Source organism: Sphingomonas piscis (genome assembly GCF_011300455.1).
Taxonomy (GTDB): domain Bacteria; phylum Pseudomonadota; class Alphaproteobacteria; order Sphingomonadales; family Sphingomonadaceae; genus Sphingomicrobium; species Sphingomicrobium piscis.
On sequence record NZ_CP049869.1, the window covers coordinates 2,340,254 to 2,352,684 of the forward strand.

At 65.3% G+C, this 12,431-nt stretch carries 13 protein-coding genes and 1 pseudogene; 6 read left to right on the forward strand and 8 right to left on the reverse strand.

Annotated elements, in window-relative coordinates; genetic code table 11:
- Positions 1-33 precede the first annotated feature (33 nt).
- From G7077_RS11900 to G7077_RS11920, 5 genes are read left to right on the forward strand one after another with little or no spacing between them, the layout of a single operon-like run.
- The gene (locus G7077_RS11900; protein WP_166411895.1) at positions 34-273 is read left to right on the forward strand and encodes a MoaD/ThiS family protein; all 240 of its coding nucleotides are present in this window, start codon (positions 34-36) and stop codon (positions 271-273) included.
- Positions 266-736, forward strand: a complete 471-nt coding sequence (locus G7077_RS11905) for a molybdenum cofactor biosynthesis protein MoaE (protein ID WP_206367637.1) — start codon at positions 266-268, stop codon at positions 734-736. Before G7077_RS11900 ends, G7077_RS11905 begins: the two co-directional genes overlap by 8 nt.
- The gene (gene moaB, locus G7077_RS11910) at positions 736-1,272 is read left to right on the forward strand and encodes a molybdenum cofactor biosynthesis protein B (RefSeq protein ID WP_166411897.1); all 537 of its coding nucleotides are present in this window, start codon (positions 736-738) and stop codon (positions 1,270-1,272) included. Before G7077_RS11905 ends, moaB begins: the two co-directional genes overlap by 1 nt.
- A complete protein-coding gene (gene moaC / locus G7077_RS11915; protein ID WP_166411898.1) occupies positions 1,269-1,745 on the forward strand; it encodes a cyclic pyranopterin monophosphate synthase MoaC in 477 nt (158 codons plus the stop codon). The genes moaB and moaC overlap by 4 nt, the downstream gene beginning before the upstream one ends.
- The gene (locus tag G7077_RS11920; protein ID WP_166411899.1) at positions 1,742-2,929 is read left to right on the forward strand and encodes a molybdopterin molybdotransferase MoeA; all 1,188 of its coding nucleotides are present in this window, start codon (positions 1,742-1,744) and stop codon (positions 2,927-2,929) included. Before moaC ends, G7077_RS11920 begins: the two co-directional genes overlap by 4 nt.
- Here G7077_RS11920 and G7077_RS14605 read toward each other — a convergent pair.
- The 5 genes and pseudogenes from G7077_RS14605 to G7077_RS11945 form a co-directional block, all read right to left on the reverse strand.
- Positions 2,926-3,665, reverse strand: a pseudogene (locus tag G7077_RS14605) (TSUP family transporter). The gene G7077_RS11920 and the pseudogene G7077_RS14605 overlap by 4 nt on opposite strands.
- The gene (moaA, locus tag G7077_RS11930) at positions 3,665-4,648 is read right to left on the reverse strand and encodes a GTP 3',8-cyclase MoaA (protein WP_166411900.1); all 984 of its coding nucleotides are present in this window, start codon (positions 4,646-4,648) and stop codon (positions 3,665-3,667) included. The pseudogene G7077_RS14605 and the gene moaA overlap by 1 nt, the downstream one beginning before the upstream one ends.
- Positions 4,645-5,205: a molybdenum cofactor guanylyltransferase gene (locus tag G7077_RS11935; protein WP_166411901.1), complete on the reverse strand. Its 561-nt coding sequence runs from the start codon at positions 5,203-5,205 to the stop codon at positions 4,645-4,647. The genes moaA and G7077_RS11935 overlap by 4 nt, the downstream gene beginning before the upstream one ends.
- The gene (locus G7077_RS11940; RefSeq protein WP_166411902.1) at positions 5,195-7,786 is read right to left on the reverse strand and encodes a nitrate reductase; all 2,592 of its coding nucleotides are present in this window, start codon (positions 7,784-7,786) and stop codon (positions 5,195-5,197) included. The genes G7077_RS11935 and G7077_RS11940 overlap by 11 nt, the downstream gene beginning before the upstream one ends.
- Positions 7,787-7,807: 21 nt before the next feature.
- Positions 7,808-9,019 (reverse strand): nitrate/nitrite transporter, encoded by a 1,212-nt coding sequence (locus tag G7077_RS11945; protein ID WP_166411903.1) that lies wholly within the window; start codon positions 9,017-9,019, stop codon positions 7,808-7,810.
- Between the two features lie 249 nt (positions 9,020-9,268).
- Here G7077_RS11945 and G7077_RS11950 point away from each other — a divergent pair, with 249 nt between their 5' ends.
- Positions 9,269-9,973, forward strand: coding sequence for an NAD-dependent deacylase (locus tag G7077_RS11950; protein WP_166411904.1), 705 nt, complete (start codon positions 9,269-9,271; stop codon positions 9,971-9,973).
- Here the strand turns inward: G7077_RS11950 and era are convergent.
- The 3 genes from era to lepB are packed head-to-tail and all read right to left on the reverse strand — an operon-like array spanning position 9,970 to position 12,379.
- On the reverse strand, positions 9,970-10,866 hold the full coding sequence (era, locus tag G7077_RS11955; RefSeq protein ID WP_425505328.1) for a GTPase Era: 897 nt from the start codon (positions 10,864-10,866) through the stop codon (positions 9,970-9,972). The genes G7077_RS11950 and era overlap by 4 nt on opposite strands.
- Before the next feature lie 5 nt (positions 10,867-10,871).
- Positions 10,872-11,534, reverse strand: coding sequence for a ribonuclease III (gene rnc / locus G7077_RS11960; RefSeq protein ID WP_166411906.1), 663 nt, complete (start codon positions 11,532-11,534; stop codon positions 10,872-10,874).
- Positions 11,531-12,379, reverse strand: a complete 849-nt coding sequence (gene lepB / locus G7077_RS11965; RefSeq protein WP_166411907.1) for a signal peptidase I — start codon at positions 12,377-12,379, stop codon at positions 11,531-11,533. The genes rnc and lepB overlap by 4 nt, the downstream gene beginning before the upstream one ends.
- Positions 12,380-12,431: the final 52 nt, after the last annotated feature.

Below are 12,431 nucleotides of genomic sequence, written 5' to 3' on the forward strand. Positions count from 1 at the left end.
TTTGTTGCAATGCGCCATTCGGAAAGTGCGGGGATGCAGGTCAGGTTTTTCGGTAAGTTCGCCGCTGAGATTGGCGAGATAATCGAGGTCGATGTCGACCCGGGCACCGTCGCCGACCTGAAGGAGGCGCTTGCCCAACGCTTTCCGGCGTCCGGCGCCGATCTCCGCGGCGCGCGGACGCTGGCCTGCGTCGCGGATGCGATCGTTCCCGATGACTATCGCCTCGATGGCGTGGAGGCCGTCGAGATCCTGGCGCCGGTGTCGGGTGGTTGAGGGCAATAAAACTTGCCGGCTCGAGTTCGGAGGGCTCGACCCGGCCGCCGAACTGGCCGGCCTCGTTCAACACAGCGGCGGCGACGGTGCAGTCGTCAGCTTCGTGGGTCTGATGCGACCGACCTCCGCAGCTGGACCGACGTTGACCGCATTGCACTTGGACCACCACCCAACACTTACCCACGCGTCGCTCGTCGACATCGCCGATTCCGCACTCAAGCGTTTCGCCATCTCCCACGCTGCAGTGGTTCACCGTTGCGGCGATGTGAGGCCGCGCGAGCCGATCGTCTTTGCCGCGGCGTCCGCTCAGCACCGGCGAGCGGCCTTCGAAGCTGTGGATTACATGATGGACCGTTTGAAGACGGACGCCATATTCTGGAAGCGGGAAGACGGTCCTGACGGTTCAACCTGGATTGGGCCGAGGACGGACGACCTGGCCGACCGAGATCGATGGGAACGCTGATGTACGGCATCGATGAAAACCGAACCTTCTACCCGCTTGGCATCGCCGTGCTGACGATCTCCGACACGCGGACGGCCGAAACGGACAGCTCTGGCGCGCTTCTGTGCGCACGCCTTCAGGACGCAGGTCATCGGCTGGCCGGCCAGGCGCTGGTCAAGGACAATGTCGATGGGATCCGCGATCAGGTGCGCACTTGGGTCGACGATCCTGAGATCGACGTCATCATCGCTACTGGCGGGACGGGCTTTGCTCCACGCGATGTCACGCCGGAGGCCGTCCGGCCGCTGTTCCGGCGCGAGATGGATGGCTTCTCCGTGCTGTTCCATCAGGTCAGCCTGACCACGATCGGCGTGTCGACGCTGCAGTCGCGCGCCTTCGCTGGGCAGATCGATGATACGTTCATCTTCTGCCTTCCCGGCTCCAACGGTGCTTGCCGGGACGGATGGGATCGTATCCTCGTCCTGGAGCTGGACAGCCGCTACCGGCCCTGCTCGCTGGCAGGACAGATCCCGCGTTTGCGGGAGGTCTGCGCATGACCGACCTGACACATCTCGGCGCGGACGGGCGAGCGGCAATGGTCGACGTGTCCGGCAAGGCGGAAACGGTCCGGGAGGCGCGTGCCGAAGGTCGGCTTCATTGTGCCGCCCCAACCGTCGATGCCGTCCTGAAGGGCACGGCACCCAAAGGAGCGGTGATCAGCACCGCCGAGCTTGCGGGGATCATGGCCGCCAAGCAGACCTCCACGTTGATCCCCCTCTGCCACCCCCTCGCGCTGAGCCACGTCGCCGTCACCATCGATCCGGTGCGTGAACCCTCCGGCTTCGCAATCGCGGCGACCGTCCGCACACGCGGTCCGACGGGAGTGGAGATGGAAGCGTTGACGGCTGTCTCAGTCGCAGGGCTCACCCTGTTCGACATGCTTAAGGCAATCGATCGCACAATCACGATCGACGGGGTTCGGGTGGTCGCCAAGTCTGGCGGCCGTTCAGGGGATTGGACCGCCGCGTGATCTCGTTCGACGAGGCGGTGGCGGTGCTTGCCGAAGTCGCACGGCCGCTTGGGTCAGAGAGAATTCCTCTCGCCAAGGCACACGGGCGGGTGCTGGCGGAGCCGGTCACGGCGGCGCTCGACTCTCCGCGCCGCGACGTATCCGCCATGGATGGTTATGCGGTGGCGAGCGCTGAACTTGCCAATCTGCCAACCCGCCTGCGCGTGGCAAAAGCCGTATTCGCCGGCGATAATACCATCCCAAGGCTTACAGCCGGCGAGTGCGCGCGCATCTTCACGGGAGGCGCCGTGCCCGACGGCGCCGACCGGGTCGTCGTGCAGGAGGCGGTGGGGCGCGATGGGGATTGGGCAATCTTCAATGCTCCACTCTCGCCGGCGACTCACATCCGCAAGCAGGGCTTCGACTTTCGCACCGGCGACACTCTTCTCGAAGCCGGGGACCGCCTCCATGCCCGGGCGCTGGTGTCTGCGGCCGCCGCCGATCAGGCGGAGGTCAGCGTCTTCCGCCGGCCCCGCTTCGCGATCCTCGGCACCGGCGATGAACTTGCCGAGCCGGGCAGCGCAAGGGCTTCGGGCGGCACCATCCCCGACAGCATCTCTCTCGCGGTCGAGGCACTGGGTAGGGATTGGGGAGGCGAATGCCTCGGGCGGCGGCTGGCCCCCGACCAACTCGCCGAGTTGCAACGCTTGGGCGGGGAACTGCTCCAGGGCGTGGATCTTCTGGTGGTCACGGGCGGAGCCTCGGTCGGAGAGCGCGATTTTGCGAAGACGATGTTCGGCCCCGAAGGCCTCGATCTTCTTTTCTCCAAGGTGGCGATCAAGCCGGGAAAGCCGGCCTGGCTAGGGCGGGCGTCGGGACGACTGGTGCTCGGCCTCCCCGGTAATCCGACGTCTGCCATGGTGACCGCCAGACTCTTCCTTGCCCCATTGTTGGCAGGCCTCGGCGGGCGCGATTCGGCCGCGGCGCTCGACTTTCGCTCCGCGCTTCTGGATCAGCCGGTGGCCGCTGAGGGCGACCGTGAAAGCTTCGTCCGCGCCCGGTGGGTGGGCGAGCGGGTCGCGGCGATCGGCAATCAGGACTCGGGCGTTCAGGGCGCGCTTGCATCGGCCGACCTACTGATCCGGCGGCCGGCGGCGAGCGCTGCAGCGCAATCGGGCGACAAAGTGTCCGTACTCCCTTTTTAGCCGAACAGGAGTTTGGCACCGGCGATCAGCAGCACCAGGCCGAGCAGGCGAAGTAGCCAGGCGCGGGGCAGCCGATCCACACCCAGCCAGTTTCCAATCAATCCACCCGCGGCAACCGCAAGAAGGAAAAGCGGTAACGCAGCAGGCAGCTTGCCGACAGAGGCGACATTCCCGAGCAAACCTGCGGCCGAGTTGAGCAGAATGAAGGCGGCAACAACGCCCGACGTGCGGCGCGGCTCTTCCCAGCGCATCAGGATGATGATCGGGCTGAGGAAAATGCCGCCGCCGGTGCCGGTCAGTCCTGCCAGCAGGCCGAGCACTGCTCCGGTAGGCAAGGCCTGAAGCAATGACGGCGATCTTACCTCTGCGTCCGCGAGCTGCTTCGGTTGCCAAAGCAGGCGAATGGCAGCGAGCCAAAGCAGCACGCCCACCAGCGGCTTGTAATAAGCGGGGGAAGATTGAGCAGCCCGCCGAGAAAGGCTGCGGGGGTGGCGGTGAGCGCGAAGGCGGCGACCAGACGCCAGTTGGTGAGCCCTCGTCGCGCGAACCTCCATGTCCCGAGGCCAGCGACGAGCAGGTTCAGCGCCAAGGCCGTCGGGCGCATCACGTCCGGGGCGACGCCGAGCAATGCCATGGCGGCGAGGTAAGCCGAAGCGCCGCCGTGACCGACACTGGAATAAAGCGCTGCGCCCACCGCGAAGGCAAGCATCAGCATTGCAACCGTCTCTGCCGTCATCAACCGCCGGTGGCGCTCATGTGCCGTGCGACGGCGGGACCGTCGGCAAGCCGGAAGTCGTGGCGCTCGGGCTTGCCGGCGAGAAGTCGGTCCAGCGCGCGGTCGAGTGCCTGCGGACCGCCGCTTCGCAGGAGATCGCGCATCTCGACCTTCTGGTCGTGACCTAGGCAGCCATACACCGTCCCCGTCGCGGCAACCCGAATGCGGTTGCAGCCGGAGCAGAAATTATTGCTCAGCGGCGTGATGAGGCCGAGCCGTAGCCCGAGCGCGGGCACGTCGAAGTAGCGCGCCGGCCCGCCCGTCCGAACCAGTGACGGCACCAGGGTGAAGCGTCGCTCCAGGGTATGCCGCACGCCTTCCAGCGATAGATAATGGTTCCGCCGGTCGTCGGCGACCTCGCCGAGCGGCATGGTTTCGATGAGGGTGAGATCATGCCCGGCAGCGGCGCACCAGCGCATCATCGGCTCAATCTCATCCTCATTGCCGCCGCGCAGCGCCACCATGTTGATCTTGACCTTGATGCCTGCCCCAGCGGCAGCGGCGATGCCGTCGAGCACCGGACCGAGCTGGCCGCGGCGGGTGATGTGGGCGAAACGCTCGCGATCGAGGCTGTCGAGGCTGATGTTGATCCGACGGATTCCCGCCGCGGCAAGCGGCTCGGCAGCCTTCGCCAGTTGCGTTCCATTGGTCGTCATGGTGAGCTCGTCCAGACCATGCCCGATCCGCTTGCCCAACGAGTGCACCAGATCGAGGATGCCGCGCCGGACCAGAGGCTCGCCGCCGCTCAGGCGAAGACGCCGGACGCCACGACGAATAAGGAGGTCGGCGACAGCTACGATTTCTTCCAGCGTCAGCAGGTCCGATCGCGGCACAAAGGTCATCGTCTCGGCCATGCAATAACGGCAGCGGAGGTCGCATCGGTCGGTAACGGACAGCCGCGCATAAGTGATGTGCCGACCAAAACTGTCGACGAGTGTTGTCACGCCGCCGCTCTCGCGTGCTGCAGCCGATCGAGATCTTCAGGCCTGTTGATGTTGGGCACGTCGTAGCCGAAGTCGACCACTCGCGCTTCCACCCATGCCGCCCAGGCGCGCATGGAGTGCTTGGTCGGCTTCTGCATGAAATCGAGGAGGTCATCGGCCAAACGCGATGGCCAAAATCCGAAGAGCGGCTGACCTGCCATAATGGCCGAGCCAGCGCCCCGCAGCCGAGCGGCAAGGTCGACCGGGACATAAGGCGTATCGCAGGCGGAGGTCAGCACGGCATCAAACCCGTGTCGCCGGGCGTGGTGAAGCGCCGCCGCCAGTCCGCCCAACGGGCCCATTTGGGGCTGGGGCAAGTCCTCTAAGCACCTGATTCCTTCCAAGTGGCGGCCGCAGATCACCAATGCATCGCACTGAGCACCGAGCCCGGCAAGCACATGATCGATGAGGTGTCGGTGCTCGAGCATCGCCAAGGCCTTGTCGCTGCCGAAGCGGCGTCCCTTGCCGCCCGCGATCACCGCGCCGAGGATCCTGCGACGAGCGAGCTCAGGCGGCATTGGCGGGTTCCTTCACCTGCTGCAGCAACTTGGCGATGGCCGGACGGCAGGATCCGCAGTTGGTGCCCGCCCGAAGCGCAGTCCCGACTTCCGCCACTGTGGTCAGCCGCTGATCGGCAATGGCATCCATGATGGTCGTGGCCCCGACATCGAAGCAGACGCAGACGAGCGTGCCTCGCGCGCGCACCGGACCGGCAGGCAAGCCGGCGAGGATCTCGTAACCGTGCGGCTGGTCCAGCCGTTCGATCAGCCAGTCGCGCGTCGGAAGCTCGCCGTCCCGGGTCAGGAACATGACCGCCGCCAGCCGGCCGTCCTTCATCACCGCAGTACGCTGTGTTCCACGCGCCGGATCGGAAAGTTCGATGAGTTCGCCCTTCGGCAAGCAGGCGCGGAGCGCGTCGGCGCTGCCCAGGCCTGCCACTTCGAAAAGCGTGCCGCCCTGAACCTTCACCCGTGTCGCCCACAGGCAATCCGGTCGCACCGACGTCTCGCCGTGCAGGATCAGAAAGCCACGCCAGTCGACGGGTTGTGGCGAGACTGCAGCCGGCGTGGACTTGAAGCCGGGCTGGCCTGAAATCGGGTCGGTCAGCGGCCGCGTCAGCTTGCCGGCACGCCCGCCCGTGGATTGCTGGTCCGTCCAATGGATTGGCACGAATAACTCGCCGCGCCTTTGGCTTTCGACGAGCGACACCCGGAACAGGCTCTCACCGACGGCCGTCGTGACCTTGGCCAGCCCTCCGTCGACAAGCCGGGCTGCGGTACCGTCACGAGGGTGCACTTCGACCCGCGGCTCGTCGCGATGCCGCGCCAGCTTCGGGGATAGGCCGGTGCGGGTCATGCTGTGCCACTGGTCGCGATAGCGGCCGGTGTTGAGCGTCAGCGGGAACGCGCTTTTATGCTCTAGAGGCGGCTGCCTGACGGTCACCAGCCGTGCCTTGCCGGTAGAGGTCGGGAACGTCCCATCGGCGAACGGCTGCCCGCCCCAACGAAACGGCGTCATCGAATCGTAGGTGCGGGTCAGCGCGCCGCTGTGCCCCGGAAGCGCAAACAGGCGCCGCCCGTCATTCTCATATGTCGACAGGCGGGCATGCTCCCGCCAGATGTCGGCGGGGTGATGATAGTTGAAGGCATCATGCCAGCCCATGCGCTGCGCGACCTGGCTGACGATCCACCAATCCGGCTTAGCCTCACCCGGCAGCGGGAAGAAGGCACGCTGACGGCTGATCAGCCGTTCGCTGTTGGTCACCGTTCCGTCCTTTTCGCCCCACGCCGCGGCAGGAAGGCGAACGTGAGCGTAGTGGCTGGTGTCGGTCTCGGAGACCACATCGCTGACCACCAGGAACTCGCATCTGCCAAGCGCATCGCGGACTCGGGCAACGTCGGGCAGTGAGACTGCGGGGTTGGTCGCCATCACCCACAGAGCCTTTATCTCGCCGCGGCGAATGGCGCGGAACAGGTCGACCGCCTTGAGGCCCGGCTTGGTGGCCATGCGCTCGGCCGACCAGAAGCGGCCAACGCGCTCCACATTCTCCGGCGCGAAGTCCATGTGCGCGGCCAGAGTGCTTGCAAGACCGCCGACCTCGCGCCCACCCATTGCATTGGGCTGACCGGTGATCGAGAAGGGCGCCGCACCCGGCTTGCCGACGCGGCCGGTCGCCAGGTGCAGGTTGGTGATGGCGTTAACCTGATCCGTGCCGCGCACCGACTGGTTGATGCCCTGGCTGAACAGGGTCACCGTGCGGGGCGTCGCAGCGAACCAGTCGAACAAGGTCGCAAGGTCGCTCGCTGGCACGTCGCAGGTCTTGGCCGTGGTCCAAAGGTCGGCATTGTCGAGACTGGACCAGAAATTGCTGGGTACCTCGACCGATCGCTTCAGATAGGTCTCGTCCAAGACGCCCGATCGGCGGCAGTGAGCGAGCAGGCCGTTCATCAGCGCGATGTCCGTTCCGGGCTTCAGCGCGATGTGGAGGTCGGCATTCTCGCAGGTTTCCGTGCGCCTTGGGTCCACCACGACCAGCTTCGTCCCGCGCTTCTCCCGCGCCGCCTGGATGCGCTGATAGACGATCGGATGGCACCATGCGGTGTTGGAGCCAATGAGAATGATGAGGTCGGCGGCATCGAGGTCATCGTAGGTTGCGGGAACGACATCTTCGCCGAGAGCCCGGATGTGCCCAGCGACCGCACTCGACATGCACAGCCGCGAGTTGGTGTCGATGTTGCCGGAGCCGATGAAGCCTTTCATCAGCTTGTTGGCGACGTAATAATCCTCGGTCAGCAGCTGGCCCGACACATAAAATGCGACGCTGTCGGGACCATATTTGGAAATCGTCCGCGCGAACTTGCGGGCGACGAGATCGAGCGCCTTGTTCCAGTTCGCCTGCCGCTGACCGATCATCGGGTGGAGGAGCCGTCCCTCCAGGCCAACCGTCTCGCCCAGGTGCGTGCCCTTGGAGCAGAGCCGGCCGGCGTTGGCCGGGTGATCGGGGTCGCCCGCGATGGTGACGCTTCGGCCCTCGCCTGGCGTCGCCAACACGCCGCAGCCGACCCCGCAATAGGCACAAGTGGTACGAACGGGGCTCATCCCGTCACGCGGCCAAACTCATCAGATCCGCGCGCCTTCAAGGCCGGCGGTCCAGTCGATCCGCCACCGCGTCTTTACTACAGTCATCACGGCAAGTGCGACCAGCGCCAGCCCGGCGAAGATCAGGAACCCGGGCGCGAAGGAGCCGGTGACCTGCTTCGCGAAGCCAAGGCTGGACGCGAGATAGAAGCCTCCGACGCCGCCTGCCATGCCGACCAGGCCGGTGACGACTCCAATTTCCTTGCCGAACCGCTGGGGCACTAGCTGGAACACCGCCCCATTGCCGCACCCAAGCGCCAGCATTGCAACGATAAACAGGCCGAGCGAGGCGGAGAAACTGGTGGACACCATCGCAATCCCGACGAGCGCCGCGGCCGCCACGCAATAGACGATCGACACGGTCTTCGCGCCGCCGATTGCGTCGGCCAGCGCGCCGCCGATGGGCCTGACAAGGGACCCGGCGAAGACGCAGGCTGCCGTCGCATAACCGGCCTGCACCGCGGTCAGTCCGAACATGTCGGTAAAGTAGATACTGAGCGACGCCGCCAGCCCGACGAAACCGCCAAAGGTCACGCTGTAGAACAGCATCAGGTACCAGGCATCGGGCGTCTTCAACGGAGCGAAATATTCCGTCAGCGACTTGGGGGCGGGCTTATTGGGGGCGTCCTTCGCCATCACAAGGTAGAGGCAAAGAACCAGCGCCAGCGGGACGCAGGCGAGGCCGAACACCTCGTTCCAGCCGAATGCCTTTGCCAGCACCGGAGCGAACAAGGCGGCGAGGACGGTGCCGGAATTGCCCATGCCGGCGATGCCCATGGCTTTGCCCTGATGCTCGGGCGGGTACCAGCGGCTGACCAGCGGCAAGGCGATTGCAAAGCTCGCGCCGGCAAAACCCAGGACGACACCAAGGGCAATAACGCCAAGGAAGCTGTGGACGCCCGCGGCCCAGGCGGTCAGCAGTCCGGCGATCACGACGATCTGGTTGATCGCGCCGGCCTTTTTGCAGCCGATCCGGTCGCCGAGCAGTCCGTTGACGATGCGAAGGACAGCGCCGGCGAGTGTCGGCGTCGCGACCATTAGACCTTTTTGCGCGGCGTTGAGCCCGAGGTCTTGCGCGATCAGCGGAGCGAGCGGACCAAGGATGACCCAGACCATAAAAGCGAGGTCGAAGTAGAGAAAGGAGGCAATCAACGTGGGCGTATGCCCGCTTCTCAGGAAATCGCTCTTCGTCATCGGTACGTCCCCTGCTTCAAAAAAAGAAAAGCCGCTGGCGACCCTCGCGGGCCATCAGCGGCTTTGCTGCTTCTCCATTGCCCCGGCTCCTCGACATTGAGGGCGGCGCTTTGTGCGTGTGCGTTGCAGGTTGTGCGCTGCAGCAGGAAAAAGATCAATCGCCCGCAAAGGCGAGATATTCACGGCCGCCCCACACCTTTCAGTTGATCGGACGTGACGAAAGCTGGAGGCTGCCGCTAAGCATGCGCTGTGACCAGCTTGCGGAACATCGTCGTCTTGACCGGCGCCGGCGTATCGGCGGAAAGCGGCGTGCCCACCTTCCGCGCTTCCGATGGATTGTGGGAAGGTCACCGTGTCGAGGACGTTGCGACGCCTGAGGCATATTTCCGCAACCCGACGCTCGTGCACGAATTCTATGACGCGCGGCGAGCGAAGTTGCTGTCCGTGGAGCCGAACCCGGCGCATGGCGCGTTGGCGCGACTCGACTCCGAGTGGCCGGGCGACTTCCTGCTGGTGACGCAGAATGTCGACGACCTGCACGAACGCGCCGGGTCGAAGCGGCTGATCCACATGCACGGCGAGCTCAAGAAGGGCTGGTGCCTCGCTTGCGACGAGCGCTTCGCCTGGGATGGCGCGATGGGGGAGAACGCTGCCTGCGTTTCCTGCGGCAAGGCGGGCGAGGCGCGGCCCGATATCGTTTGGTTCGGCGAGATGCCCTACGAGATGGAGCGGATCGACGACGCGCTACGGCGTTGCGACCTGTTCGTATCGATCGGCACGTCGGGCGCGGTCTACCCCGCCGCCGGCTTCGTGCAGACTGCACGCTACTGCGGCGCGCGAACGCTGGAGATCAACTTGGAGCCGAGCCAAGGCAGCCTGTTCTTCGACGAGCGGCGGTATGGGCCGGCGGGTGAGCTGGTTCCGATTTGGGTAGAAGAGCTGCTCGGCGGTTAGTCAGCCCATTCCAGGCCGATGTCGCGGTAGAGACTGCGGTCCTCGTCCCAGCGCGGATTTACCTTCACGTGAAGGAACAGGTGGACCTTGCGGCCGAGATGCTCGGCGATGGCTTCGCGCGCCGCGGCGCCGATGCTCTTCAGCCGGGCACCGCCCTTGCCGAGCACGATGGCCTTCTGGCTGTCCCGTTCAATCAGGATTTGCTGGTGGATGACGGTCGAGCCGTCCTTGCGATCCTCCCACTTCTCGATCTCAATGGCGGTTGAATAGGGCAGCTCGGCATGGAGCTGGTTGTAGATTTGCTCGCGGGTCAGCTCGGCCGCAACCATGCGGTCGGTGGCGTCTGAAAGCTGATCTTCCGGGAAGTGCCATGGCCCCTCCGGCATGGCAGCGGCAAGCGTTGCCTTAAGATCGACCAAGCCATCGCCGCTCGTCGCGCTGACCATAAAGACATGTTGCGGGTTCAGCCGCTCGGACAGCCGCGACGCATAAGCGAGAAGGTCGTCCTTCTTGGCAATATCCACCTTGTTCAGCACGAGGATGATCGGCTCCGGCCGATCCTCGATATTCGCGAGCATCGCCTCCACCCGCTCGCCGAGCTTCGCGGCCGCATCGATGACGAGGAGGATGAGGTCGGCGTCCTCTGCTCCCGACCATGCGGCCTGGACCATTGCGCGGTCCAAGCGCCGGCGCGGCTGGAAGATGCCTGGCGTGTCGACGAGCAGAATTTGCGCCTCGTCCGCGATTGCAATGCCCATCAGCTTGGCGCGCGTGGTTTGCGCCTTGGGGCTGACGATCGCCACCTTCTGCCCGACCAGCGCATTCACTAAGGTGCTCTTGCCCGCGTTGGGGGCGCCGATCACCGCGACGAGGCCGCAGCGGGTCTGATCCATGTCCGTCATAATTGGCCCAACAAAGCTGCAGCCGCCGCGGTTTCAGCGTCCTGCTTCGAACCGCCGTCCGCCTGCGCCTCACCGAGGCCTTTGACCGACACCTTGACGGTGAACACCGGGGCATGATGCGCGCCTGAGCGCCCCACTACCTCATATGCTGGAGCCTTGAGGTCGCGCGCGGCGGCGAGTTCCTGAAGCTGCGACTTGGGGTGCTGCGGGGCACGCCCCTGATGCTGGATGGCGTCCGCCCAGTTGCGGCGGACGAAGGCCTCGGCAACCTCCATCCCCCCGTCGATCAGAAGCGCGCCCAGCAGTGCCTCGACCACGTCGCCGACGACATTGTCGCTGCGGTTCGCGCCATCCTCACGAGCTTGCTTTCCTAGGCGAATCAGCGCTGGCAGGCCGATCTGCCGCCCCACGTCGGCGCAGCTCTCGCGATTGACCAGCGCGTTATACCGCTTCGACAATTGGCCTTCCGGCTCCTGCGCGTAGCTGTCGTAGAGCCAGCGCGCGATCACCAGTCCGAGAACGCGGTCGCCCAGAAATTCGAGCCGCTCATAGCTTTCGCGGCTGTTGGCGCTCGAATGGGTGAGGGCGCGCTCGAACAGGTGGAGGTCGCGCGGCTGATGGCCCAACGCCTCGCGCACGAACTGGTCGACCGAGTTCATTCGGCCTGCCCGGTGTAGCCGTTGCCCATCCGGCTGCCGCGAAGGGCGCTGAACCAGGTCCACGGCTTCCAGTAGGATGCGCTGCCGTCGGTCGACCATACGGTAACCAAGGCTCGGCCGATGACATGATCGATGGGCAGGAAGCCGACGCCGCCGCTTACGGGCGAAAAACGGCTGTCGGCGCTGTCGTCCCGATTGTCGCCCATGACGAACAGATTGCCCTGCGGGACGGTGATGGCCGGAAAGTCGTCGGCCGGACTATTGCCTTGATCGAGAACCGTATAGCCCGGACCATCGGGAAGGGTCTCGAGGAAGGCCGGGTAGCTGCACTGCGCCCCCAGTTGCGCTTCTTGCATGCCGCCCACCGACAAGGCTTGCCGGCACGGACTGTTGAGGCTGACGGGGACCGACGCCGCGGGCAATGGCTTCTTGGAAACGGGTGCGCCGTTCAGGATCAGCTGACCGCCGCGAACCTCGATGGTGTCGCCAGGTAGTCCGATCACCCGCTTGATAAGGTCGGCGTCCTGAACCGGATGCCGGAAAACGATCACGTCGCCGCGCTTTGGCAAGCGTCCGAGCACCCGGCCATCGAAGGGCGGGAACTGCAGCGGGAAGCTGTACTTGGAATAGCCGTACGGCCACTTGGCGACGAACAGATAATCACCAATGTAGAGCGTCGGCAGCATTGAACCCGACGGAATGTAAAAGGTCGCCAGGAACAGGCTTCGTACCACCCAGGCGATCAGCGCCACCCCGAGGAAGAAGCGGATCAGCCCGCCTTCCTTCTTCGTCGTTCCGGTTCGCGGCGAGCCTGGAGCCGGGGTGTTGGAAGCAGTATCGGTCATCGCCCGCTTCTTTCGGGCCGCCGCTTGGCCGTCAAGCGGGGATGGCATTTGG